Origin of the sequence: Jiangella anatolica, assembly GCF_003236295.1 — a bacterium.
Classification (GTDB): Bacteria; Actinomycetota; Actinomycetes; order Jiangellales; family Jiangellaceae; genus Jiangella; species Jiangella anatolica.
Genome location: NZ_POTW01000022.1, coordinates 11309 through 36651, shown reverse-complemented (window position 1 = coordinate 36651; position 25343 = coordinate 11309). Strand labels below are relative to the sequence as shown.

The window sequence follows — 25343 nt, the reverse complement described above, 5'->3', positions numbered from 1 at the left end:
TCAGCCGGGGTACAGCGCCGGGTCCCCGTCCTCGACGACGAAGGTCGCCGCCGTCTGCGCCTCGGCGCCCGGAACGGTGACGTAGGGAAGGATGCGGAAGTCCGCGCGCAGCTCGCCCTGGGTGAACCGGGTGCGGACGTAGCCGCGGCGGTTCTTGAAGTACCTGATGTGCGGGTTCTCCGAGAGCTCGCGGGAGTTGGTGTTCTCGTTGCCGTCGCCGGTGCTGGTGACCGACGTGGTGACCAGCTCGACACCGACGCGCGCGGAATCGGGCCGGTCGGGGTTCTCCCTGAGGTCGGCGGCCCAGTGCCGGTGCACGTCGCCGGTGAGCACGACACCATTGCGCACCCCGCTGTTGCCCATGGCGGCGGCGATCCGGTCGCGGCTGGCCCGGTAGCCGTCCCAGGAGTCCATGTCGAAGCCTTGCTGCTCGCCGTAGGTCCGGTCGCGCTGGGCGAAGAACACCTGCTGGCCGAGCACGTCCCAACGGGCCCGGGAGCGGTGGAACCCGTTGACGAGCCAACGCTCCTGCTCGACGCCGGTCATGGTGCGGTTCGGGTCCAGCCGCTCCGCGCAGTCGACGCGCAGGCCGTCGCCGCAGGCCTGGTCGTCGCGGTACTGACGGGTGTCGAGCATGTGGAAGGTGGCCAGGTCGCCCCAGGCGAACCGGCGATAGAGCCGCATGTCGGTGCCGCGCGGGCGGGCGGTCCGGCGCAGCGGCATGTTCTCGTAGTAGGCCCGGAAGGCCGCCGCACGCCGGTCCGGGAACGCCGGGTCCGGCGCCTCGGGCGTCTCGCCGGCCCAGTTGTTCTCGATCTCGTGGTCGTCCCAGATCACCAGCCAGGGCGCTGTGGCATGGGCCAGCTGCAGGTCCGGGTCGGCCTTGTACTGGGCGTAGCGCTGGCGGTACTGAGCCAGCGTGCGGATCTCCGGGCCGAGGACGGCACGGATGTCGCCGGAGTTGGCGGGGTACTCGTAGATGTAGTCGCCGAGGTGCAGGACGAGGTCGGGGTGGTCCTCGGCGAGGCGTCGATACGCGGTGAAGTAGCCGTCGCCATAGTCCGCACAGGACGCGAAGCACATGGTCAGGTCCGGCATCGTGCCCGGCGCCGGCATGGTGATCGTCCGGCCGACCGGCGAGAGGTGGCGTTCGGTTCGGAAGCGGTAGAAGTACTCCGTCCCCGGGCGCAGGTCACCGGCCTCGACGTGCACGCTGTGCGCGTCCGCGGATCGTGCGGTCGTCGTCCCGGCGCGCACGACCTGCCCGAAGCGCTCGTCCGCGGCGATCTGCCACTGAACGACGAGGTCGCGGTCGGGCATGCCGCCGAGTCCGCTCTCGGCGTGCGGGTCGATGGCCAGGCGGGTCCAGAGCACGACGCTGTCGGCCCACGGATCCCCGGACGCCACGCCGAGGGTGAACGGGTTCGCCGTCAGCGGGGCGCGTCCGGCGGCCGCTGCCGGCCTGGCGGCCAGACCCGCCAGGCCGAGGCCGACGGCGGCGGTGCCACCGAGCAGGATCGAGCGGCGGTTGACTGTGCGCGGGGTATCGGACACGAGAACCTCCCTGGTCGGGTGCTTCTCGTGCAGGCAACATTACGGTCATGGCCGATATTGGTGTGCGGGGTGAACCCTCCGGCACGCGTGGGTGAACGGCTCGGGGGTCAGCCGGCCCAGCGCCCGGTCAGATAGGCAGCGGCCCACACCGACATCAACGGCACCGAAACCGCGAGATAGGCCCACAGCACCCAGCGACGGCGCGCCGCCAGCAGGGCGATCGTCACCCACAGCGGCCACCACAGCAGCGTCGCCCGCGGGACCGAGAAGAACCACGTCGACGTGCCGAACGCGACGACCTGCAGGCCGACCCAGGTCGCCTCGCCCCAGCGGCGCCACCACAGCAGCGCGGCGGTCAGCACGACGCCGACCAGCATGGCGACCAGCTCGGCGCGGAACATCCAGGCGAACCCGGGTGTCTGGGTGCCGCCGTAGGCCGCCTGCCAGGTCGTGTCGAACGCCGTCCACGGCCAGCTGAAGTGCCGGTCCCAGCCCTCGGCCTGGGCATGCAGCCAGGCCAGCCAGTCGCCGGTCTCGGACTCCAGGTACACCGACCACGCCAGCAGCGGGACCAACGGCAGGAACAGCCAGCCCAGGCCCGACCACCACGGCTGCCCGGACCGCTCGATCGCCTCGCGCCGCGTCGTCAGCCACTGGACGGCGATCGCGGCGGCCAGGAACAGCCCGCTGACGCGCACGGTGCACGACAGCGCCGTCAGCACGCCGGCGGCCAGCCAGTGCTGCCGCCGCGCTGCCAGCCAGGCCGGGAACGCGCAGGCGAGGAAGAGCGACTCGGTGTACGGCGCGGCGAGGAACACCGCCGAGGGCGAGACCGCCCACACCAGGACGGTGAGCCGGCCGATCCGCTGGCCGCCCTCGAGTTCGCCGATGCGCCCCAGCGCCACCGCGGCCACGGCGCCGGCCAGCAGCGACACGATCAACCCGGCGGTGACGTGACGCAGGCCCAGCTCGGCGCCGAACCACAGCAGCGCCGGGAAGCCGGGGAAGAACGCCTCGTTCGGCACACCGGTGGGCTGGCCGCCGTAGCCGTGGATCGCGATGCCGGCGTAGTGCCAGAAGTCCCACTGCTGCCATCGGTCCAGCGCCGGGACGACGTCCTGGCCCTGGGCGACGAACATCCAGCCGGAGGCGGCGGCGATCACCCACAGCGAGACCCGGCTGGCCAGCCAGACGCCCAGCGAGTCGCGGTCGACCGGCAGCAGCCGCTCGGCCGGCGTGCGCGCCGTCATGCCGGCACCACCCGCCGGCGGTGCCGCGCACCGTACAGCGCCAGGAACGGGCGGACGGGGTCCTCCTCGGGACGGCGGATGTCGCGCACGACCATCCCAACGAGCCAGAGCAGCCCAGCGATCCGCAGCAGGATGGCCAGCGCGTACTGGTCGTTGGTCAGCAGCGGCGCCGACGGGTCGTAGAGCGTGGCCAGGAAGCGCCAGACGAGCACGAAGTAGACGACCTCGGCGACCTGCCAGACCGCCAGGTCGCGCACCCGCGGCCGCGCCAGCACCGCCAGCGGCAGCAGCCACAGTGAGTACTGCGGCGACCACACCTTGTTCACCAGCAGGAACGCGGCGACGGCGAGAAAGGCCAGCTGGGCGACGCGGGGCGGGGCCGGCGCCGTCAGGGCCAGCGCGGCGATCAGCAGCAGCGCCACCGCCGCGGCCAGCACCACGAGCGAGTCGATGAACTCCGGCAGCAGGTCCGGCGCCAGCAGGTCCACCGCGAACCAGGTGGAGCCGAAGTCGGCGGCGCGGTCGGCGTTGAACGTGAAGAACTCCCGCCAGCCGTCCGGCGCCCACCACGCCACCGGCAGGTTCGTCGCCGACCACGCGGCGACGGCGGCGACGACGGCCAGCGCGGCGTCGCGCAGCGCCGCCCGTCGTTCCGGCGACCGCAGCGCCACCAGCACCAGCACGCCGAGCAGCAGCGCCGGGTACAGCTTCAGCGCGGCGCCGAGTCCGATCAGCACGCCGGCCAGCACCGGCCGCTCACGCGACCACGCCCAGATCGCCAGCGACGTCGCGAGCACCGCGAGCAGGTCCCAGTTCACGTACGCGCTGAGCAGCAGCAACGGCGACGCCGCCACCAGCACGCCGTCCCAGGGGCGGCGCGGCACCGTCCGGGCCGTCGCGACCACGACGCCGATGGCGCAGATTGCCATCAGCACGGCGGTGAGGTCGAAGAACACGACGCTCTCCGCGATCGCCGGCGGCAGGCCGCCGTCGCCGCCGAACGCGTCGTACAGCCCCGCCGCCGCGGCCGCCGTCGCCTGCATGACCGCGCCGGTGAGCACCGGGTACTCCAGCAGGCTGTCGCGGTACACCACCAGCCCGTCGACCAGGCCGCGCTCGCGGTACAGGAACGCGACGTCGCTGTAGCACAGCGACGTCCACATCGACCGGTCCGCGCGGTCGGCCCAGCCCGCCGACCGGCACGGCTCGTCGGCCAGGAAGCCGACGGCCAGCACGACGACGGCGACCAGCAGCGCGATGCGCACCGGGCCCCACCAGCGCCGCCGCGCGGCAGCCCGGCGGCCCAACGGCCCACCGACCGCCTCGCTCAGCCCTCTGACGACGGGGTCGTCCCGGCTCGGCGCGGCGGGCGACTCGGACACGTTGCGACAGCCTAGACGGCGCCCGTGCCGCGGGTCACAGCGACGGGCCGCGCGCTACGGTGAGCGATCCCCGCCGGGCCCGCCACCGCCGCCACCGCCGCCTCCGCCACCGTTGGCGTCGCCCCACTCGTTGCCGGGCGGGTCCTCCGTGGGCGAGGGCTCCTCGGTCGGCTCGTCGGACGGGGTCTCCGATGGCTCCGGCGAGGGCTCCTCGGGGTCGACGCCGCCCCACTCGTTGCCGCTCTCGTCGTCGCCGCCGCCGCCGTCGCCGTTGCCGTCGCCACCGTTCTCATCGCCGTTGCCGTCGCCACCGTCGCCGTTGCCGTCGCCGTTGTCGCCGTTCTCGTCGCCGGAGTCCTCGGTCGGCGTCGGCGTGGGCGTGGGGGTCGGCGTCGGGTTGACCGGCTCGCCGACCTCGGCCGGCTCGGGGAACTCCTCGACCTCCATGCCCTCCAGCGCGCCGCGCATGAACGCGGTCCAGATGCGGGCCGGGAAGCGGCCACCGGTGAACGTCTCGAAGCCCTCGACGCCGTCGAGAGACACGGTCCCGGCGGTCTCGCCGTCGCCGCGGAAGATCGCGACGCTCGCCGCGAGCTGCGGCGTGTAGCCGGAGAACCACGCGGTCAGGTCCTCGTGCGTCCCGGTCTTGCCGGCGGCCGGCCGGCCCAGCTCCTGCGCCTCGCTGCCGCTGCCGTTCTCGACCACCTGCGTCAGCGCGTAGGTGGTGTCGGCGACGACCCCGGGATCGAGCACCGACTCGGGGGCCGGCTCGACGCGGTAGGGGACGTTGCCGCCGGGCTCGCTGACCGAGCGGACGGTGTACCAGTCGGCGTGCCGCCCGCCGGCCGCGAGCGTGGCGTACGACTCGGCCATGTCGATCGGCCGGACGTGCCCGATGCCGATGGTGACGCGCGGGTTCTGCCGCAGGTCCGCCTCCTCGTCGGCCGCGTAGGACAGGCCGGCGGCCAACTGGGTGTCGACGATGGTGTCGGGGCCGATGTCCATCGCGAGGTCGACGAAGGCGGTGTTCATCGAGCTCTCGGTCGCGGTGACGAGGTCGACCGCCTCGCCATACTCCTCGTCGCCCTGGTTGTGCACCGGCGGGCCGAGGATCGGGTCGGTGAGCGTGTTGCCGGAGTACCGGCTCTCCAGCGAGATGCCCTGCTCCAGCGCCGCAGCCAGCGTGAATGGCTTCACCGCCGACCCGCCCTGGACGGAGGCGGCGATGGCGTCGTTGAACGGCTGCGCGACGTAGTCCGGCCCGCCGTACATCGCGACGACGGCGCCGTCGCCGGGCGTCACCGCCGCGAGACCGACCCGCACGCCCTCGGCGTTCTCCTTCGGCCGCTCCGCGTCGACCGCGGCGATCGCCGCGGCCTGGGCCTGCGGGTCGAACGTCGTGGTGATGCGCAGGCCGCCGGTGTCGATCTGCTCCTCGGTGAAGCCGTTGTCGAGCAGCTCCTCGCGGACCTGCCGCAGCAGGTAGCCGTTGGGGCCGCCGTAGCGGTTGGTGCTCTGCTCGGGCACGACGGCCGGCGGGACCAGCGTCGCCGCCGTCGCCTCGTCCAGCGCGCCGATCTCGACCATGCCGTCGACGACGTACTGGAACCGGTTGTTGAACCGCTCGGTGTTCTCCGGGCCGACCGTCGGGTCGTAGCGCGGCGGCGAACGCAGGATGCCGGCCAGCCCGGCGCACTCGGCGACGTTGAGCTCGGAAACCGGCTTGCCGTAGTACGAGCGCGACGCGGTCTGAATGCCGTAGAGGCCGCTGCGGCCGAACCAGATCGTGTTGAGGTACGCGGCGAGGATGTCGTCCTTGTCCATCTGCCGGTCGATCTTCACCGAGATGAAGATCTCCTGGATCTTGCGGGTCGGCGTCTGTTCCTGCGTCAGGTAGTAGTTCTTGACGTACTGCTGCGTGATGGTCGAGCCGCCGCCGGCCGCCGTCGACCCGTTGTTGCGGATGTAGCCGATGCCCGCGCGGACGATGCCGACCGGGTCGAAGCCGCTGTTCTCGTAGAAGCTGCGGTCCTCGGCCGCCACCACGGCGTCCTGGCAGGCCTGCGGGATCTCGGAGATGTCGACGGTCTCGCGGTTCTCGGCGCTGAACCGGCCCAGCTCGGTCTCGCCGTCGTTCCAGTAGACGATGGACGCCTCGGACCGGGCGAACGCGTTGGCCTCCGGGATGTCCGTCATCGCGTAGGCGATGCTGACGCCGGCGACGCCGAGCAGCATCATGCCGAGCGCGTAGAGGCCGAATGCCTTCCAGGAGACGAATCGGCGCCAGCCCCTGCGGCGGCCCTTGCCGTCCTTCTTGCCGTTGCGACCGGCGGCGTAGCGGCGCGCGCCGCGTTCCGGGGTCGCCGACGGCACCGCGCCGGCAGACGCGGCCGTCCGCGGACGCGCCGTCTTGGACGCGGCGTTGCGCGCGCGGTCACCCGCGCGTCGTCGCCCTTGGTTGGTCACTGAGTTCCCGGTCGGGTCGGGGACATCGGCAGCCCGGTGCGCGCGCTGACGCGCCCCGGATTCATGCAGAGCCTACGACGCTCCATGGTCGATCACGCCAATCCTGCTCTCGTCCCAGCCGGTTCAAACCCGCACAAATCGACCCACCCGTCACACCGGTCACACCGATGCGGACCGGTCACTTGCACTTCGCGCCCGGGACGCCCTATCGTCCTGATGTATCGGTTCGATACATCGAGCTGACAATGATGCAAGGGAGCGTACCTCGTGGGCAAGCGGGCAGAGGCGTTGGAGCTGGCCATCCTGGGCCTGCTCCATGACGCGCCGCTGCACGGCTACGAGTTGCGCAAGAGGGTGAACTCGCTGCTGGGGTGGGGGCGAGCCTTCTCGTACGGCACCTTGTATCCGACCCTCAAGGCGATGGTCCGGCAGAACTACCTGGCTGAGGACGAGCCCGCCGGCACCCTGGTGACGCCGGGCCCGCACCGCAGCGGGCGCCGCGGCCGCATCGCCTACCGGCTCACACCGGAGGGCAAGGAGCGATTCGCCGAGCTGCTCACCCACACCGGGCCCTCGGCCTGGGAGGACGAGCACTTCGGCGTGCACTTCGCGTTCTTCGGCAAGGCCGACGCCGATACCCGCATGCGGATCCTCATCGGCCGGCGTGGCCGGCTGCAGGACAAGCTCGACCAGTTCCGCTCGGCGCTGTCGCGCACCCGTGAACGACTCGACGCCTACACGCTGGAGCTCCAGCGACACGGCCTGGAGTCGGTCGAGCGCGAGGTCAAGTGGCTCGACGACCTGATCAGCGCGGAACGGCGCTCGATCGACGCGCCACCGGGCGCCATGCCCACCCCAGGGGCCGGTGAGCCACCGGCGCCCCCCACCGGAAACGAAGGAGAGATCGGCCGATGAGCTCGGTACGTGTTGGCATCGTCGGCGTGGGTAACTGCGCCGCCTCGCTCGTGCAGGGCGTGCACTATTACCGTGACGCCGACCCGGCGACGAAGGTCCCCGGTCTGATGCACGTTCAGTTCGGCGACTACCACGTCCGTGACGTCGAGTTCGTCGCCGCGTTCGACGTCGACGCCAAGAAGGTCGGACAGGATCTCGCCGACGCCATCGGCGCCAGCGAGAACAACACCATCAAGATCTGCGACGTCCCGCCGACGGGCGTCGTCGTCCAGCGCGGCCACACCCTGGACGGCCTGGGCAAGTACTACCGCGAGACCATCGTCGAGGACGAGAGCCAGCCGGTCGACGTCGTCGCCGCGCTGAAGGCCGCGAAGGTCGACGTGCTGGTCTGCTACCTGCCGGTCGGCTCGGAGCAGGCGGCCAAGTTCTACGCGCAGGCCGCCATCGACGCCGGTGTCGCGTTCGTCAACTGCCTGCCGGTGTTCATCGCCGGCACCCAGGAGTGGGCGGACAAGTTCACCGCGGCCGGCGTCCCGATCGTCGGCGACGACATCAAGTCGCAGATCGGCGCGACCATCACGCACCGCGTGCTGGCCAAGCTGTTCGAGGACCGCGGCGTCACCGTCGACCGGACCTACCAGCTCAACGTCGGCGGCAACATGGACTTCAAGAACATGCTCGAGCGCGAGCGGCTGGAGTCCAAGAAGATCTCCAAGACGCAGTCGGTCACGTCGCAGCTGGCCGAGGGCCTGGAGCCGCGCAACGTCCACATCGGCCCGTCGGACTACGTCGCGTGGCTCGACGACCGCAAGTGGGCGTTCATCCGGCTCGAGGGCCGCAACTTCGGCGACATCCCGCTGAGCCTGGAGTACAAGCTCGAGGTGTGGGACTCGCCGAACTCGGCCGGCATCGTCATCGACGCGATCCGTGCGGCCAAGATCGCCCTGGACCGCGGCGTCGGCGGCCCGATCCTCTCCGCGTCGTCCTACTTCATGAAGTCGCCGCCGGAGCAGTACTCCGACGACGTCTGCCGCGAGAAGGTCGAGCAGTTCATCCGCGGCGAGACCGAGCGCTGACGCGCCTCGCACGGGTGACAGGAGCCGGCGCCCCCACGGGGTGCCGGCTCCCTCGCGTTCCGGCGGACCGGGCGTTGAGACGAGCCCGGATCGGCCGAACGGGATGAGAATCCCATCAGCGATGCGGCAGTTTGACGTGGCTCGTCTACCATTTCCGTCATGCTCCGGTGGGATCGTGTGCCAGATTGAGGTGTTTCACCCATCGGTCGCCTATTGACAGAACGCTGCCGGGCAGCAAGCGTCGTCTAGCGGCGCGTGTGCGTCCCGGAGCACGACGGCGGCCACGAGGGGCCCGAGTCGCTCATTGGCGAGCGACCAAGGGGGACGACAGAGGAAGGATCATCGATGACGCGGACCGCCCGAGGACGCCGTAGCAACGACGGCGCCACGAAGCGGGCGCGCGCGACCCAGCGCCCAGCCGACCAACGCCCAGCCGTGAAGTCCGGTCGTGCGAAGGAGGGCGGCGACGGGGAGCGCTCGCAGTCGTTCTGGCATTCCTTCCTGCACGACCGCAGCGTCCGTTCACGGGTCGCGGCACTGGTCCTCCTTCCGCTGCTCGGCACCCTGGTGCTGGGCACGCTGTTCTTCAAGAACGCCCTCGACGAGGCGTCTTCCGCGTCGCGCACCGAGAGCCTGGCCGAGGTCGGCATGGTGGCGCTGACGGCGCTCGAGGCCCTCCAGGACGAGCGCGACACCACCGGCCTGGCCATCAGCGCCGACACCGTCGCCGACGGCTCGGTCACCGCCGCGCGCGAGAACACCGACGCCGCGCTCGCCGCGCTGACGTCGGAGATCGACGAGCGCCGCGGCGACGACCTCGGCAGCAGCTACGAGAGCGCCGTCGAGGCCTACGAGCGCGAGGTCGCGCGGCTGAGCGCGAACGAGTCGAACTACCGCACCCAGCGCGACCTCAACGACCCGCCGTTCGACGCCGGCGGCACCAGCGGCTACCACCGCTTCGCCGAGGTCCTGCAGCGGCTGGCCACCGCGTCCGCCGCCGGCACCGACGACCCGACGCTGGCCCGCCGCATCTCGGCGCTGGCCGACATCGCGCAGGCGGTCGAGTCCGCCTCGATGGAGCGCGGCATCGTCGCATACTTCCTCACGCCCGGCGAGGCCGCCGACGACACCCAGCGCGACCAGGCCATCGTCCTGCAGGGTGAGCAGGACCTGCTGCTCAACGGCCGGTTCCTGCGCGGCCTCGGCTTCACCGAGCAGGCCCGCATCTACTCCAACCAGATCTTCATCGGCGACCGCGAGATCACCGAGACGCGCGACGACATCGCCGCCAGCGCCAACGCCCGGACCTCCAAGGAGGAGTGGTGGACGGCGTCGACGAACCGGCTCGACGCCCTGCGTGACATCCAGCAGGAGGCCGGCAACACCGTCCTCACACTGGCCGCCGACCGCACCGACAGCTCCCGCGTGACCGCGCTGTTCAGCGCGCTCGCCGTGCTGGCCGTCCTCGGACTCACCGTCTACCTCGCCATCGTCGTGGCGCGCTCCATCATCGGACCGCTGCGCCGGCTGCGCGCCTCGGCCCTGGAGACCGCGCAGACGCAGCTGCCGGCGCTGGTCGAGCGGGTGCACAAGGACGGGCCGGTGGTGGCGCGCAACCTGCCCGACGCCGTCCAGGCCGAGGGCCGCGACGAGATCGGCCAGGTCGCCACGGCGTTCAACGACGTCCACTCCACGGCCGTCCGGGTCGCCGCCGAGCAGGCCCTGCTGCGGCAGAACCTCGACACGATCGTCGTCAACCTCTCCCGCCGCACGCAGTCGCTCGTCGACCGCCAGCTCGGCGAGATCGAGGGCCTGGAGCAGCGCGAGCGCGACCCCGACCAGCTGAGCACGCTGTTCCGCATCGACCACATGGCCACCCGCGTCCGGCGGCACGCCGAGAGCCTCCTGGTCCTCGCCGGCGTCGACGAGATGCGCAAGCACACCAGCGCGGCCGGCGTCCTCGACGTCGTCCGCACCGCGGTCGGCGAGGTCGAGCAGTACCCGCGGGTGAAGTTCGGCGTCATGCCCACGGACCTCATCACCGCCGGCGCCGTCGACGACATCGCCCACCTGCTGGCCGAGCTGATCGACAACGCGACCGAGTTCTCCGCGCCGGCCACGCCGGTCCGGGTGACCAGCCAGCCGCTGCTCGGCGGCGGGCTGCGGCTGCAGGTCACCGACTCCGGCCTGGGCATCCCGGCCGGGCAGCTGGACGAGCTGAACGAGCGGCTGCGCAACGTCGGCGACATCGACGTCGCGGCGTCGCGCACCCTGGGCCTCTACGTGGTCGCCCGGCTGGCGGCCAAGCACGGCATCCAGGTGCGTCTCGAGGCGGTCCCCGAGGGCGGCACCGCCGCGCAGGTCGATCTGCCGGCGCATCTGATCCTGTCGCCGCTGGACACCAGCGAGGGCGTCATCCCGCCGGTGCCGGCCGAGCCGGTCGCCCAGCCGTCCGCCGCTCTCGGCGACACCTGGAGCCTGGACCCGAGCCCGGCGCCGTTCCGCCGCGAGGACTCCTCGCCGGCGCTCCCGGTCACGTCGTCGGCGCTGCCGCGGCGCGACGAGCGCTCCGACGAGACCCGCTTCCCGGCCGAGACCCCCGGCCGCGCCGGCGACTCGCAGCCGGTCGACCCGGCGCCGGCCATGGACGCCGGCCGGCCCACCTGGCCCAGCCCGGAGGAGTCGCGGCTGCGTGCCGACACCGGTGAGTCGCGCATCGCGCCGATCACGGGTGAGACCCGCTACGCGCCGGGCGACACCGGCGAGCAGCGGCTCACCGACACCGGCTCCCGGCGGCTGGCCGACGGCCGGCTCACCGAGACCGGCGAGCGCCGCCTCAGCGACACCGGCGAGCGCCGGTTCGGCGCCGGCGAGCCGGCCCGGCCGCCGTTGCCCACCCGCGAGCGCCAGGAGACGCGTCCCGAGGTCCGCCCGCCGGCCGCCCCGCCGCCGGCCGCCCCGGTGCCCGCGGCCGCCCGGTCCTCGCTGCGGGCACCGGAGCCGACGTTGCCCGAGAGCGACTCGCCGATCTATGACTCCGTCGCCTCGGCCTGGTTCAGCCGGTCCGGCAGCGCGTCGAACGACTGGTCCAGCCCTGCCGACGAGGGCTGGCGGCGAGCCGCCGAGGCGCTGCGCTCGGCCGAGGAGGCCGCCAGCGCCCGGGCCGGTCAGCGCGACACCGAGCCGATCTCGACGGCGCCGCAGACGGGGTCCGGCTGGGCCGCGCGCGAGACGCCGCCGGTGCCGGAGCCGGTCGCCGAGGCCGAGCCCGCGCTCAGCGCGTCCGGCCTGCCGCTGCGGCGGCGTGGCGCCTCGCTGGTGCCCGGTTCGATCGGCGAGCTGAACGAGACCACGGAACGGACCCGGCGGCCTGCTGCCGCGGCCAAGGACGCGAGTAACGTGGCCTCGACACTGGCCAGCCTGCAGCGAGGGGTCGGGCGAGGCCGGGAGGAAACCGGTGGCTGGGTACCGAAGCGGCCCAGTGACCCCGAGAGGAGCGATTCGTGACCAACGCCTCCAGCGACGAGCTCGGCTGGCTGCTCGACCGATTCGTCGACCGCACCACGGGAGCCGCGCACGCGGTCGTGGTGTCGGCGGACGGTCTGCACCTGGCCGGCTCTACGGGCATGCCGCGGGAGCGTGGCGAGCAGCTCGCCGCGGTGGTGTCGGGCCTTGCCAGTCTCACGGTCGGCGCCTCGCTGATCCTGGGCGCGGGCGAGGTCCAGCAGACCCTCGTCGAGATGAGCAACGGCTTCCTGCTGGTCATGGCGGTCGGCGACGGCGCGCACCTGGCCGTCCTGGCGGCCTCCAGCGCGGACCTGGGACAGGTCGGCTACGAGATGGCCCTGCTCGTCGAGCGGGTGGGCGCCGTGCTCAACCCGGCCACGCGAGTGGGATGAGAAACGACGTGCACGGGCACCGGATGTGGTAGGGATCGGGTCAGAACGACGACCCATGTTCCGACGATGGTCTGGAGGTAACGATGGCGGCACCTGACGGCCGGCGCGTACGGCCGTACCTCGCGACGCGTGGACGCACGCGCCCGGTGCAGGACATCGCCATCGAGGCACTCGTCTCCACCACGAAGGACGGCCGCACGCACGGCTCCGATCCCGAGCCGGAGCGGGAACGCATCCTCCGGCTGTGCCACTCGCCGCGATCCGTCGCGGAGGTGGCCGCGATCGTCTCGATGCCGCTCGGCGTGGCCCGCGTGCTCGTCGCGGACCTCGAGACCGAGGGACTCGTGCGGGTCGCCGACCCGCTGGCGGCATTCGCCGGCTCCGCGGAGCCGGCGCGAAATCTGAGCGTGCTGGAAAGGGTGAGGGATGGCCTTCGTCGACTCTGAGGTGTCTGGCGGCACACAGGCCGACCAAGACGCACTGTCGGTCAAGATCGTCGTGGCCGGCGGCTTCGGCGTGGGCAAGACGACGTTCGTCGGCGCGGTCAGCGAGATCGAGCCGCTGCGTACTGAGGCGCTGATGACCGAGGCGTCGACCAGCGTCGACGACCTGTCGATGCTGCCGGAGAAGCGGACCACGACGGTGGCCATGGACTTCGGCCGCATCACGCTGGCCGAGGACCTCGTCCTCTACCTGTTCGGCACGCCCGGCCAGAACCGCTTCTGGTTCATGTGGGACGACATCACCCGCGGCGCGATCGGCGCCGTCGTGCTGGTCGACACCCGCCGGCTGGCCGACTGCTTCGGCGCCATCGACTACGTCGAGCAGCGCGGCATCCCGTTCGTCGTCGCGCTCAACGCGTTCAACGGCGTCCAGGAGCACGACGTCGAGGACGTGCGTGACGCGCTGCAGGTCGGCCCCGAGGTCCCGTTCGTCGTCACCGACGCCCGCGACCGCGAGTCGGTGAAGGTCGTGCTCGTCACGCTGGTCGAGCACGCGATGTCGCTGATCCAGCAGACCTGACGCGGAACGCGGCCACCGCGAGCGCCGTCCAAGTGGCATGCGTCACTTCGGGTGGATCGTCGCCGCGCCGGTCGCGGCCCTGTTGCTCGCCGCTTGCGGCGAAGAGGAGGCGCCCGTGAGCGCCTCGCCGTCGGACCCGCCGGCGTCCGCCGACCCCGGCCAGGCCTACACCGGCTTCTTCACCGTGCTGGAGAACGCCGAGCACGGCCCGCAGCTGTGCTCCGTCGTGGCCGAGTCGTTCCCGCCGCAGTGCGGTGGCCCCGACGTCCTCGGCTGGAACTGGGACGAGGCGCCGAACGTGACGTCGGAGAGCGGCGTCACCTGGGGGTACTACGCGGTGACGGGCACCTGGGACGGCACCGCGCTGACGCTCACCGAGCCGCCGCTGGACGGCGCGGCCACCTCGCCGGTCGTCCCCGACGGCACCGTGCCCGACTTCACGTCGCCGTGCGAGCCGCCGGCCGGCGGCTGGGCCGTCGTCGACGCCGCCACCGCCACCCAGGCGGCGCAGGATGCCGCCCTGGCGCACGCCGCCGAGCAGCCCGACTACGCCGGCGCCTGGATCGACCAGTCGATCAACCCGGCCAGCGGCCAGGAGACGCCGGACGAGGGCGCGATGAACGACCCCACGCAGCTCGTGCTGAACGTGCGGTTCACCGGCGACCTCGAGCGACACGAGGCCGAGCTCCGTGCCATCTGGGGCGGTGCGCTGTGCGTCAGCGCGGCCGAGCACACCGAGCAGGAGCTGCTGGAGATCCAGGAGGAGGTGCTCGCCGAGCTGGGCGACCAGGCCAGCGGCGGCGGCACCGACGTCACCACCGGCACGATCGTGGTGGACGTCATCGTCGACGACGGCCTGCAGGAGCGGCTGGACGAGCAGTACGGCGAGGGCCTGATCCGGGTCAGCGCCGCGCTGCGTCCGGTCGGCTCCTAGCAGAATCGTCGTGACGACGGCCCGGCCGGCTGACTAGCGTCGGACGACATGAGCCGTCACGCGATCGTCGTCGGCAGCACCGGCCAGATCGGCCGGGCCGCCGTGGAGTCCCTGCTCGACGACGGGTGGACCGTCACCGCCGTGCACCGGGGCGGCACGCCGCAGCCGCGCGGCTGGGCCCGGCTCGGCGTCGTCGAGCGGCGGGCCGACCGCGCCGAGCTCGCGTCCGTGGTGAAGGAGACCGGCGGTTCCGACGCGATCGTCGACACGATCGCCTACGACGACGCCGACGCGCGGCTGCTGCTCGACCTGGCCGGCGACGCCGGCTCGCTGATCGTCGTCTCCAGCGCCTCGGTGTACGCCGACGACGCCGGCCGCACGCTGGACTCGGCGACCGGGCCGGAGGACTTCCCGCGCTTCGCCGGGCCGGTGCCGGAGACGCAGGCCACGCTGCCGGCCGGGCCGGCCACGTACTCGACGAAGAAGCGGCTGCTGGAGATCGCCCTGCTCAACGGCGCGCGGGCGCCGGTCACGATCCTGCGGCCGGGCGCGATCCACGGGCCGGGCAGCAGCAGCCCGCGCGAGGTGTGGCCGCTGCTGCGGGCGCTGGCCCGGCGGCCGAAGGTGCCGCTGGCCTACCGCGGCGAGAGCCGGTTCCACACCACGAGCGCGCCGAACCTCGGCGAGCTGATCCGGCTGGCGGCGCAGCGGCCGGGCACCCGGGTGCTCAACGCCGGCGACCCGGAGCCGCCGGCGGTCGCCGAGATCGTCCGGACGGTCAGCGCCACCGTCGGCCACGAGCCCGAGCTGGTGCCGATCGACGGCGCCGCGCCACCGAGCGGCGCCGGCCGGACCCCGTGGTCGGTGCCGCGGCCGTTCGTCCTGGACATGACGGCGGCCGCGACCGAGCTGGGCTACGCGCCGGTGACGACCTACGCCGACGCCGTCGTCGACACGTCGGCCTGGCTGCGAGAGCGGCTGGCGGAGCGGCCCTGGCGGGAGGCGTTCCCGCTGCTGGCCACCTACTACGGCGACTCGATGGACGACTTCGCCGCCGAGGACGAGCTCCTCGGCGCCGTCTAGGCCCGGCGGCGATTCTACGGGCACGCCCCGGCAACGGCGCGCTACGTCACCTGATCGTTCTCTGGAAGTGGATCAGGTGACAAAGCGGCGCCGGCCCGTCAGTGCGGCGACCAGCCGCCAGCCGACCAGGAGAGCGCCCAGTACCACCGTCGCAACCACGACGAACGACGCGGCGGTGCCCTGGCCGGACGCGGCGCGCAGCAGCATGCCGACGATCACCGTCGCCGCCCACACCGTGACTCCGGCGGCCAGCCAGCCGCGAGGGCGGGCGGGGCCGGCGTCCTCCCGTCCTCGCGGCGCCCCAAGCAGCGTCACCGCCCAGCCGACGGCCAGCCCCGCGAGGAACGGCCAGGCCGTCCGGGCGACACCGGCCAGCGCCAGCGGATCGTCGTGCGTGCGCCGTCCGATCAGCACGAACACCAGCACCAGGACGGCGTCGGCGGCCACGGCCGCCCAGCGGCTCACGCCGAGGACTCCGGCTGCTCGGACCACCACCGCAGCAGCTCGGCGCGGACCTCGTCCTCGGGCAGCACGCCACGGTCCAGCCGCAGCTCCAGCAGATGGTGATAGGCGCGGCCGACGAGCGGGCCCGGGCCGATGCCGAGGATCCCCATGATCTGGTTGCCGTCGAGGTCGGGCCGGATCGAGGCCAGCTCCTCCTCCTCGGCCAGCCGGGAGATGCGGTCCTCCAGATTGTCGTACGACTGCTGCAAGGCCAGTGCCTTGCGCCGGTTGCGCGTCGTGCTGTCGGCGCGGGTCAGCACGTGCAGCCGCTCTACCTCGGCGCCGGCGTCGCGGACGTAGCGGCGCACCGCGGAGTCGGTCCACTCGCCGCCGCCGTAGCCGTGGAAGCGCAGGTGCAGCTGGATGAGCTGGGCCACGCTGTCGATGACGGCGGACGGGAAGCGCAGCGCCGTCAGCCGCTTGCGGGCCAGCTTCGCGCCGACGACGTCGTGGTGGTGGAAGCTCACGCCGCCGCCGGGCTCGAACTTGCGGGTGCGCGGCTTGCCGATGTCGTGCAGCAGCGCCGCCAGCCGGATCACCAGGTCCGGTCCGCCGCCGGGCAGCCGCGGCTCCAGCTCGATGGCCTGCTCGAGCACCGTCAGCGAGTGCTCGTAGACGTCCTTGTGACGGTGGTGCTCGTCGATCTCCAGCCGCAGCGCCGGCAGCTCCGGCAGCACGCGGTCGGCGATGCCGGTGTCGACCAGCAGCGTCAGCCCGGTCCGCGGCGCCGGCGACAGCAGCACCTTGGTCAGCTCGTCGCGGACCCGCTCGGCCGACACGATGTCGATCCGCCCGGCCATGCCGGTCATCGCGGCGACCACCTCGGGCGCCACCTCGAAGCCCAGCTGCGACGCGAACCGGGCGGCCCGCATCATCCGCAGCGGGTCGTCGGAGAACGACTGCTCCGGCGTGCCGGGGGTGCGGATGACACGCCGGCCGAGGTCGGCCAGCCCGCCGTGCGGGTCGACGAACTCGCGGCCCGGCAGCAGCACCGCCATCGCGTTGATCGTGAAGTCGCGGCGGACGAGGTCCTCGGCGATCGACTCGCCGTACGCGACCGCGGGCTTGCGACTGGTGGGGTCGTAGCTGTCGGCGCGGTAGGTGGTGATCTCGATCTGGAAGCCGTCCTTGGTGCCGCCGATCGTGCCGAACTTCTGCCCGACGTCCCACAGGCTGTCGACCCACCCGTTGAGCAGGCGCTTCGTCTCCTCGGGGCGCGCGGACGTGGTGAAGTCGAGGTCCTGGCCCAGCCGGTCCAGCAGCGCGTCGCGGACCGAGCCGCCGACCAGCGCCAGCTCGTGGCCGGCGGCCTGGAAACGGGCGCCCAGCTCGTCGGCCACGGGCGCGATGCGCAGCAGTTGCCGCACCGCCTGCCGCTGGGCCTTCGAGAGCACGTGGTCCGCCGCTTCCTTCGTTCCGATCACGACGGACCAGCCTAAGGGGCGACACCCCCGGGATCCCAACCGCTTTCGCAGCAGCACGGGATGCGACGGCATCCCCGCTACTCTGGACGTATGCCCGGCTCGCCGTCCTCGCCAGCCGACGGTCCGCACCATCGGCGACGTCGGGGGGCGAGGCGACGGCGGAAGGCCAGCCGGCCGCGGCTGCGCACGGTCCGCGAGACCTCAGCGGGGGGCCTGGTGGTCGACCGCTACGAGCACCCGTCGAGCGTCGCGCTCATCGGCCGCATCGACCGGCGCGGACGGCTGGAGTGGGTGCTGCCCAAGGGACACGTCGAGGCAGGTGAAACGCCCGAGGAAGCTGCGGTGCGGGAAGTATCGGAGGAAACTGGTCTGCTGTCGAGAGTCGTCACCCCGGTCGGCGACATCGACTACTGGTTCGTGGCGGACAATCGGAGGATCCACAAGACGGTGCACCACTTTCTCCTCGAGGCCACCGGTGGGAGTCTGAGCACCGACGACGTGGAGGTGAGCGAAGTGGCATGGGTGCCGCTGGACGAGCTGGCCGGGCGGATGCGCTATGCGTCCGAGCGGCGGCTGGCGCGACGGCTGCGCGAGCTGCTTCCCACCCTGCCCGCCGTCCGGAAGGACGGGTCATGAGGCTGACCGGCCTCCGAGCACTGGCCGCCGTCTCCGCACCCGCCGCCGTCGCCGCCGTCGGGCTGCTGGCCCCGGGCACGGCCGCGGCCGAGGAGGCCGCGCCCGAGAACGTCACCGCCGAGAGCGCCCTCACCGCCGTCGAGCCGGGCGTCCTCACCCCGAGCGACGACGTCCTCACGCTCACCGGCACGGTCCGCAACACCGGCGACGCGCCGCTGGCCAACGTCCAGGCGCTGCCCCGGTTCAGCGGCAACCGGATCGAGGCGCGCACCGAGATCCGCGACATCGGCACCGACGAGGAGCTGTACTGGGGCGCCCGCTACGACGACGGCTACGACCCGGTCGACGACCTGCTGGAGCCGGGCGAGACCGGCACGTTCACCGTCAGGCTCAGCACCGAACTGCTGGAGTCCGACCCGGCCGGCGTCTACGCCGTCGGCGTCGACATCCTGGCGTCGCCGCCGGACAGCGGCGAGCGGGTCCGCGTCACCACCTCGCGCACCGTCGTGCCGTGGGTCGAGAGCACCGACGAGCTGCCGGCGGTGCCGGTCGCGATGCTCTGGCCGCTGGCCGCCCGGCCGTCGCTGCTGCCCGACGGCACCGTCACCGACGAGGCGCTGCCCGAGCAGCTCGCCGCCGGCCAGCCGCTGTCCGCCGTCCTCGAGGCCGGCGCCGACGCACCCGTCACCTGGGCCGTCGACCCCGACCTGCTCGACACCGCCGCGATCCTGGCCGAGGGCTACCAGGTCGCCTCCCCGGACGGGCCCATCGACGGGACGCAGGCCAACGCCGACGCCGCCCGCACCTGGCGGGAGCGGTTCGACCAGGTCACGCAGGACAACGACGTGTGGATGCTGCCGTACGCGGTGCCCGACGCCGGCGCGCTGACCAAGCACGACCGATCGCTGGCGGCCGAGCTGACCGAGCAGTCGCTGACGGCCAGCGGCGCCGCGGCCGAGGCGCTGCCGTCGGCCACGTCCGGCGTCGCCTGGCTCGACGGCGCCTCGGTCACCGACGACGTGCTGACCACGCTGGCCGACGCCGGCGCCGAGACCGTCGTGGTCCCGTCCGGCTCGGTCGAGCCGGTCGACGAGGACGAGAGTGGCGCGCTCGGCCGGATCGCCGTCGGCGACCGCACGCTGCGTGTCGTCGCCGCCGATGGCGGGCTGAGCTCGGCCATCGCCGACGCCGTCGCGGCCGACGACCCCGCGGTCGGCGCCGCCGGCCTGCGGCAGCGGTGGATCGCCGAGACCGCGATGGTCGCGCTGGCCGCCGCCGACGAGGACACCGAGCCGCCGCTGCTGGTCGCCGCACCGCCGCTGCGCTGGCGCCCGGCCGACTCCCTCCCGCAGAGCCTCGTCGGGACCTGGACGACCACCTCGTGGATCGAGCCGGTCGACCTGGCCGGCCAGCAGGGCGCCGGCGAGGCGCCGGAGGTCGTGGCCATGCCGTCCGGCGACGGCGCCCTGCTGCCCGAGGCCAACGTCGCCGCGACCGCCCGGCTCAGCGACGACGCCGCCCAGTACACGACGCTGCTGGCCGAGCCCGACGACGTCGGCGCCACGCTCGGCCAGGCCACGCTGCGCGCCGCGTCCACCGGCTGGCGCGACGACCCCGACGGCGGCGTCGCCTACGCCGGCGGCATCGCCGACCAGCTCACCGGGCTGCTCGGGCGGGTCAGCATCAACGCGCCCGAGTCGGTGACGCTGTCCAGCCGGGCCGGCTCGTTCCCGCTCACCGTCACCAACGAGCTGCCCGAGGCCGTCGACGTCCGGCTCCAGGTGCGGGCCGACAACCCCGACCGGCTGCGCATCTCCGAGGTCGAGACACAGGAGATGGCCGCCGGCGAGCAGAAGCTGGTCGAGGTGACCGCGGAGGCGGTCGCCAACGGCCGGGTGCCGATCGAGGTGCAGCTGACCACCGCCGACGGCCGGCCGATCGGGCCGCCGGTGTCCACCGTCGTCAACGCCACCGAGTACGGCACCATCGGCTGGGTCATCGTCGGCGGGGCCGGCGCGCTGTTCCTGGCCGCGATCGTCCGCAAGACCATGCGCAACCGCCGGCCGCGCCGCCGTCGTCGTCGCGGCTCCGAGCTGCCGCCCGCGCCCCCCGGCGTCGGCAGCATCCTCGACGATCGGCCGCCCGCGGAGGCGAGGCCGACCCAGGAGGCGGCGCGGTGACGGCCACGCAAGAGCCACCCCGCAGCTCCGGGCTGCTGGGCTCCAGCGCCATCATGGCCGCGGGGACCGTCGTCTCGCGGCTGACCGGCTTCGCCCGCGCCGCGGTGATCGCGGCCGCCATCGGCCTGACCGCGGCCACGGCCGACGTGTTCAACGTGCCGAACGTGCTGCCGAACATGATCTACATCCTGGTCGGCGGCGGCGTGCTGAACTCCGTCCTCGTCCCGGTGCTGGTGCGGGCGATCAAGAACGACGCCGACGGCGGCGAGGCGTTCTCGCAGCGCCTGTTCAGCCTGGCCGTTGCGGTGCTGGGGCTGGCGACGCTGCTGGCGGTGCTGGCCGCGCCCTGGCTGATGCAGCTGATCGTCGACGACCGCTATCTCGAGCCGGAGATGCGGCCGTACTTCGACAACATGGTCATGTTCGCCCGGTTCTGCCTGCCGCAGATCTTCTTCTACGGGCTGTACGTGCTGATCGGCCAGATGCTCAACGCCAAGGGCCGGTTCGGCCCGATGATGTGGTCGCCGATCCTGAACAACCTGGTCTCGATCGCGGTGTTCGCGCTGTTCCTCGTCGTGTACGGCACGCAGGGCTTCGAGCCGTTCACGACCACGCAGACCATGCTGCTCGGGCTGGGCTCCACCGTCGGCGTCCTGGCGCAGGCGGTCGTGCTGATCCCGGTGCTGCGCAAGACCGGCTTCTCGCTGCGGTTCCGCACCGACTGGCGCGGCCAGGGACTCGGCGAGTCGGTCCGGCTGGGCCTGTGGACGGTCGCGTTCGTCGTGGTGAACCAGCTGGCCTACCTGGTGGTCGTGAAGGTCGCCTCGGGCGCCAGCAGCGTGAGCGCCGGCGACGCGGGCGCCGGCTACTCGGTGTACGCGAACGCGATGCTGATCATGATGGTGCCGCACGCCATCATCACGGTGTCGCTGGCGACGGCGCTGCTGCCGCGGCTGTCCGATCTCGCCGCCGACGGCCACCTCGACGACGTCCGCGACAAGCTGACCGCCGCGCTGCGGATGTGCCTGGCGGTGATCATCCCGCTCGGGGCGCTGATGGCGGCGCTGGCGTTCCCGCTGACGGCGATGATCTTCGACCACGGGTCCGCCGGCGGGCAGACCGGCCGGCTGGCGTTGACGCTGGTCGTGCTGATGCCCGGGCTGGTCGCGTTCACCGTCCACTACCTCGTGCTGCGCGGCTTCTACGCGCTGCAGGACACCAAGACGCCGTTCTACACGCAGATCTGGGTCTCCGCGGTCATCATGGTCGGCGCGGTCGCCGTCGCCGTCATCGCGCCCGGCGACCAGTACGTCACGATGGCGCTGGCCGCCGGCTACAGCGTGGCGTACGTCGTCGGCGCGACCGTCGGCGCGGTCCGGCTGCAGCAGCGCATCGGCGCCCTCGGCGGCGCGCAGCTGGTGCAGCACGTCATCCGGCTGCTGATGCACTCGCTGGTGGCCGGTGGACTCGCCTGGCTGGTGTGGCGCGGCTGGAGCTCGCTGGGCGTCGGCGACGCGCTGCCGTCGCTGCTGGCCCGGATGATCGAGCTGCTCGTCGGCGGGACGGTCGGCGTCGCGACGTTCGTCGGCCTGGCCTACGCGTTCCGGGTGGCCGAGGTCCGCACGGCCGTGGCGATGATCCTGGGCCGGCTGCGCGGCGGCGGCACGGCGCCCGCCGTCGACCCCGGCGACCTGCTCGAGGACACCGCCGAGTACAACATCCCGGTCGAGACCGGCACGCTCAGCATCTTCCGCCGCCCGGTCGACGCCGACATGACGTCGGAGTTCTTCCTCGACGAGACCATGCCCGGCGTCCCGAGCTTCTTCGACACGGCCGCCGGCCAGTACCGCGGCCGGCCCGCGCCCGCCGTCGGGATGGACCCGGCCGCCGCCGCGCGGGTGGTCCAGCCGCTGCCGGGCCTGCGGCCGGACCTGCCGGCCGAACCGGCTCCGCGCGGGCCGCTGCTGGGACAGCGGCGCACGGTCGCCGGACGGTACCGGTTCGAGCGGCTGCTGCAGGACGCCGACGGCATCCAGTCCTGGCAGGCGGTCGACGACGTGCTGCGGCGCGCCGTGTTCGTCCAGGCCGTCGCGCTCGACGACCCGCGGGCGCCGGGGTTCGCCACCGCGGCCCGGGTCTCCTCGACCGTCTCCGACCCGCGGTTCCTGCGCATCCTCGACGTCGGCAGCGACGAGGTCGCCTACGTCGTGCGCGAGTGGACGCCGGGGCAGAGCCTGGCCGACCTGCTGGCGCACGCCGGCGCGTTCCATCCGGAGCAGGCCGGCGCGGTCGGACGTGAGGTGGCCGAGGCGCTGGCCACGGCACACGCGCAAGGGCTGGCGCACCGGCACCTCGACCCGACGCTGGTCTTCGTCACCGCCGACGGCTCGGTGAAGATCGCCGGGCTGGAGACGGAGTACGCGCTGCGCGGCGCCGCGCAGACGCCGTGCCCGCCGGACGACCCGGAGGTCCGGCCGAGCCCGGCCGAGCTGGACGCGATCGGCATCGGCGGCGTCCTCTACGCCGCGCTGACGGCGCGCTGGCCGGTCGGCACGCCCGGCGGGCTGCCGCCGGCGCCGCTCATCGACGGCCGGCTTGCCTCGCCGCGGCAGGTCCGGCCCGGCGTACCGCGGCAGCTCGACGCCGTCACCGACCGCTCCATCGGGCTGGCCCGCCGGCACCACGCGACCCCGCTCACGACGCCGCTGCAGGTCGCGACCGAGCTGGCCAACGGGGCACGCAACCATCACCGCACCGTGGTCGCCGACGAGGCGGTCGTCGCGGCCCGGCCCGCGCTGCTGGACGAGCCGGGCACCCCGCCGCCGCCCAGCCGGGTCGAGCAGCTGCGGGAGCGGCGCCGGTCCGGCCGCACCGCCCGGCTGCTCGGCGTCATGGCGGCGATGCTGCTGCTGGTCGGCGCCACGCTGGTCGGCCTGCAGCTGCTGCTCGGCGCGATCGACGACGCCGGCGACGATCCGACGCCCACGACCAGCGCGACCGAGGGCGCGACGACGCCGCCGGAGGACACGCCGGCCGCCGACCCCACCCCGCACGCCGTCGCCGCCGCCACCGACTTCGACCCGGCCGGCAACGGAGAGGAGAACCCGAGCGACGTCGAGAACGTCTTCGACGACGATCCCGAGAGCGCCTGGACCACCGTCAACTACTACGACCCGCTCGAGGCGCAGAAGGCCGGCGTCGGCGTCTACCTCGACCTGGGCCAGACGGTGTCGGTGCGCGAGGTCCAGCTGGCGCTGATCAACGCCGGCGCGGCGTTCGAGTTGCGGGTCGCGCCCGAGGACGCCAGCCAGGCGCCGGCCGATCTCGACGGCTGGACCGCCGTCGACACCGTCGAGGGCGCTGAGCAGAATGTCACCCGCACACTTGACGAGCCGGTGAGCACCCGGTATCTCCTCGTGTGGTTCACTCAGTTGCCCCGGGCCGACGACGGCAACTACCGGAGCGGAATAGCCGAAGCGGAGGTTCTCGGGTGACGCAGTCCGCGCCCGGTCCCCGGGTGCCCGACGAGGAGCTCCTGCGCCAGCACGTCGACGGTGATCCCGACGCCTTCGGTGAGCTGGTCAAACGCCACCAGGACCGGATGTGGGCGGTCGCGCTGCGCACGCTCGGCGATCCGCACGACGCCGCCGACGCGCTGCAGGACGCGTTGATCAACGCCTTCCGGCGGGCCGGGTCGTTCCGCTCGGAGTCCGCCGTCACCACCTGGCTGCACCGCATCGTCGTCAACGCGTGCCTCGACCGGGTCCGGCACGCCGCCGCCCGGCCGGCGGACCCGGTCGCGTTCGACGGCACCGAGATCCCCGGCGTCGCGCCGGCCACCGAGCCCTCCAGCGACCCGGCCGAGCGGACCGCGCTGCGGGTCGACCTCGAGCAGGCGCTCGCCACGCTCCCGGCCGACCAGCGGCTGCCGCTGCTCCTCGTCGATGTCGAGGGGTTCCCGGTCGCCGAGGCCGCGGAGATGCTCGGGCTGCCGGTCGGCACCGTCAAGAGCCGGTGCGCGCGGGCCCGCGCCAAGCTGGTCCCGCTGCTGGCACCCGGCCGGCTCAGCGCCACAGGAAACGCCACAGGGAACCACGGGGGCGGTGGCGACGTCCCATCTGGGACGCCACAGGGAACAGGAGGTGAGCATCGGTGACGGCTACCGAGGCCCATCCGCCTACCCATGTGCTGGCCGAGCTGGCCGAGGGCGTCCTCGACGACGCCACGGCGCGTGAGGTCCAGGCCCACGTCGACGGGTGCGCCACCTGCCAGGCCACGCTGGACGAGCTGGCCCAGGTGACGGTCGCGCTGCAGGCCCTGCCGGCCGAGCTGCCGGTCCCCGAGTTCGTCGCGGCCCGCATCTCGCATGCGCTGGCCGCCGAGCGGGCCTCCGGGTCCGGCGCCGCGCCGTCCCGCCCCGGCGCCGACTCCGGCAACGGCACCGTCGCCTGGTTCCGGCGCCGGCTGCCGCAGGGACTGGCCGCCGCCGCGAGCGTCGCCGTGCTGGGCCTGGCCGGCTACATCGCCGTCGACGGCAGCGGCGGCTCGGACGCCGGCACCTCGTCCGCAGAAGATGCCGCGGCAGCCGGCGCCCCGGAGCAGCCCTTGTCCAGCTCACTCGACGGCAACGACAGCACCGGCAGCAACCGGGCCGGCACCGCCGGCAGCACCGCCACGGCCGATGACGACACGCCGTCGGTGCAGGATGAGGAGCTGACCACCCCGAACCACATCCCGGTGGCCGAGCTGACCGCCGCCGTCGAGCAGATCGTCCAGAACCCGACGGCGACCCCGGCCTTCTGCGGCGAGGCCCTGGCTGACGAGCTGGGCTTGCCGCGGGTGGGCACCGCGAACGTCGGCGCCGGTGTGCTCGTCGTCCTCGACAACGCCACCGCTTACGACGGCTGGCTGCTCGAGACCTGCAACTCCAGGTCCAACGAGACGCTAGAGCCGCACGTGTCCGTGCCCAAGGCGGAGTGAACGCCGGCAATCGGCCCGCCGGGAATGCCGACCGCCT

Annotated in this window: 19 protein-coding genes; 13 read left to right on the top strand and 6 right to left on the bottom strand. The window is 73.1% G+C overall.

The features are described 5' to 3' along the window. The 4 genes from C1I92_RS11405 to C1I92_RS11390 form a co-directional block, all read right to left on the bottom strand. Positions 1-1554 (bottom strand): alkaline phosphatase D family protein, encoded by a 1554-nt coding sequence (locus C1I92_RS11405; RefSeq protein ID WP_111254787.1) that lies wholly within the window; start codon positions 1552-1554, stop codon positions 1-3. A gap of 107 nt (positions 1555-1661) precedes the next feature. Beyond that, positions 1662-2804, bottom strand: coding sequence for a mannosyltransferase family protein (locus tag C1I92_RS11400; RefSeq protein WP_111254786.1), 1143 nt, complete (start codon positions 2802-2804; stop codon positions 1662-1664). After that, positions 2801-4186 (bottom strand): glycosyltransferase family 87 protein, encoded by a 1386-nt coding sequence (locus tag C1I92_RS11395; RefSeq protein ID WP_111254785.1) that lies wholly within the window; start codon positions 4184-4186, stop codon positions 2801-2803. Before C1I92_RS11395 ends, C1I92_RS11400 begins: the two co-directional genes overlap by 4 nt. Before the next feature lie 54 nt (positions 4187-4240). Beyond that, complete coding sequence (locus C1I92_RS11390; RefSeq protein ID WP_111254784.1) at positions 4241-6559, bottom strand: transglycosylase domain-containing protein; 2319 nt, start codon at positions 6557-6559, stop codon at positions 4241-4243. 360 nt (positions 6560-6919) lie between these two features. Here C1I92_RS11390 and C1I92_RS11385 point away from each other — a divergent pair, with 360 nt between their 5' ends. From C1I92_RS11385 to C1I92_RS11350, 8 genes are all read left to right on the top strand, one after another. Continuing rightward, the gene (locus C1I92_RS11385) at positions 6920-7567 is read left to right on the top strand and encodes a PadR family transcriptional regulator (RefSeq protein WP_111254783.1); all 648 of its coding nucleotides are present in this window, start codon (positions 6920-6922) and stop codon (positions 7565-7567) included. Next, a complete protein-coding gene (locus C1I92_RS11380; RefSeq protein ID WP_111254782.1) occupies positions 7564-8643 on the top strand; it encodes an inositol-3-phosphate synthase in 1080 nt (359 codons plus the stop codon). The genes C1I92_RS11385 and C1I92_RS11380 overlap by 4 nt, the downstream gene beginning before the upstream one ends. 435 nt (positions 8644-9078) lie before the next feature. Next, complete coding sequence (locus C1I92_RS11375) at positions 9079-12150, top strand: sensor histidine kinase (protein WP_158564095.1); 3072 nt, start codon at positions 9079-9081, stop codon at positions 12148-12150. Beyond that, positions 12147-12542: a roadblock/LC7 domain-containing protein gene (locus C1I92_RS11370; RefSeq protein ID WP_111254780.1), complete on the top strand. Its 396-nt coding sequence runs from the start codon at positions 12147-12149 to the stop codon at positions 12540-12542. Before C1I92_RS11375 ends, C1I92_RS11370 begins: the two co-directional genes overlap by 4 nt. Before the next feature lie 83 nt (positions 12543-12625). Continuing rightward, complete coding sequence (locus C1I92_RS11365) at positions 12626-12988, top strand: DUF742 domain-containing protein (protein WP_111254779.1); 363 nt, start codon at positions 12626-12628, stop codon at positions 12986-12988. After that, positions 12969-13565 (top strand): GTP-binding protein, encoded by a 597-nt coding sequence (locus tag C1I92_RS11360; protein ID WP_111254778.1) that lies wholly within the window; start codon positions 12969-12971, stop codon positions 13563-13565. The genes C1I92_RS11365 and C1I92_RS11360 overlap by 20 nt, the downstream gene beginning before the upstream one ends. 115 nt (positions 13566-13680) lie before the next feature. Beyond that, positions 13681-14499: a hypothetical protein gene (locus C1I92_RS11355; RefSeq protein ID WP_146605104.1), complete on the top strand. Its 819-nt coding sequence runs from the start codon at positions 13681-13683 to the stop codon at positions 14497-14499. A 48-nt stretch (positions 14500-14547) separates the two neighbouring features. Continuing rightward, positions 14548-15582 carry an NAD-dependent epimerase/dehydratase family protein gene (locus C1I92_RS11350; protein WP_111254776.1) on the top strand — a complete coding sequence of 345 codons (1035 nt, stop codon included), beginning with the start codon at positions 14548-14550 and terminating at the stop codon, positions 15580-15582. Between the two features lie 72 nt (positions 15583-15654). Here the strand turns inward: C1I92_RS11350 and C1I92_RS11345 are convergent, their stop codons facing one another. Together C1I92_RS11345 and C1I92_RS11340 are read right to left on the bottom strand one after the other, a co-directional pair. Beyond that, complete coding sequence (locus tag C1I92_RS11345) at positions 15655-16047, bottom strand: DUF3054 domain-containing protein (RefSeq protein ID WP_111254822.1); 393 nt, start codon at positions 16045-16047, stop codon at positions 15655-15657. Next, on the bottom strand, positions 16044-17510 hold the full coding sequence (locus C1I92_RS11340) for a CCA tRNA nucleotidyltransferase (RefSeq protein WP_233506923.1): 1467 nt from the start codon (positions 17508-17510) through the stop codon (positions 16044-16046). Before C1I92_RS11340 ends, C1I92_RS11345 begins: the two co-directional genes overlap by 4 nt. Before the next feature lie 216 nt (positions 17511-17726). Here C1I92_RS11340 and C1I92_RS11335 point away from each other — a divergent pair, with 216 nt between their 5' ends. Genes C1I92_RS11335 through C1I92_RS11315 form a run of 5 tightly spaced genes read left to right on the top strand, consistent with a single transcriptional unit; the run spans position 17727 to position 25306 of the window. Next, positions 17727-18146 carry an NUDIX hydrolase gene (locus C1I92_RS11335; RefSeq protein WP_325048144.1) on the top strand — a complete coding sequence of 140 codons (420 nt, stop codon included), beginning with the start codon at positions 17727-17729 and terminating at the stop codon, positions 18144-18146. Continuing rightward, complete coding sequence (locus C1I92_RS11330; RefSeq protein ID WP_111254773.1) at positions 18143-20326, top strand: DUF6049 family protein; 2184 nt, start codon at positions 18143-18145, stop codon at positions 20324-20326. The genes C1I92_RS11335 and C1I92_RS11330 overlap by 4 nt, the downstream gene beginning before the upstream one ends. After that, positions 20323-23820 (top strand): murein biosynthesis integral membrane protein MurJ, encoded by a 3498-nt coding sequence (gene murJ / locus C1I92_RS11325; RefSeq protein WP_111254772.1) that lies wholly within the window; start codon positions 20323-20325, stop codon positions 23818-23820. Before C1I92_RS11330 ends, murJ begins: the two co-directional genes overlap by 4 nt. Next, positions 23817-24482, top strand: coding sequence for an RNA polymerase sigma factor SigM (sigM, locus tag C1I92_RS11320; RefSeq protein WP_111254771.1), 666 nt, complete (start codon positions 23817-23819; stop codon positions 24480-24482). The genes murJ and sigM overlap by 4 nt, the downstream gene beginning before the upstream one ends. Continuing rightward, positions 24479-25306: an anti-sigma factor family protein gene (locus C1I92_RS11315; protein ID WP_146605103.1), complete on the top strand. Its 828-nt coding sequence runs from the start codon at positions 24479-24481 to the stop codon at positions 25304-25306. Before sigM ends, C1I92_RS11315 begins: the two co-directional genes overlap by 4 nt. The last annotated feature ends 37 nt before the right edge of the window (positions 25307-25343 follow it).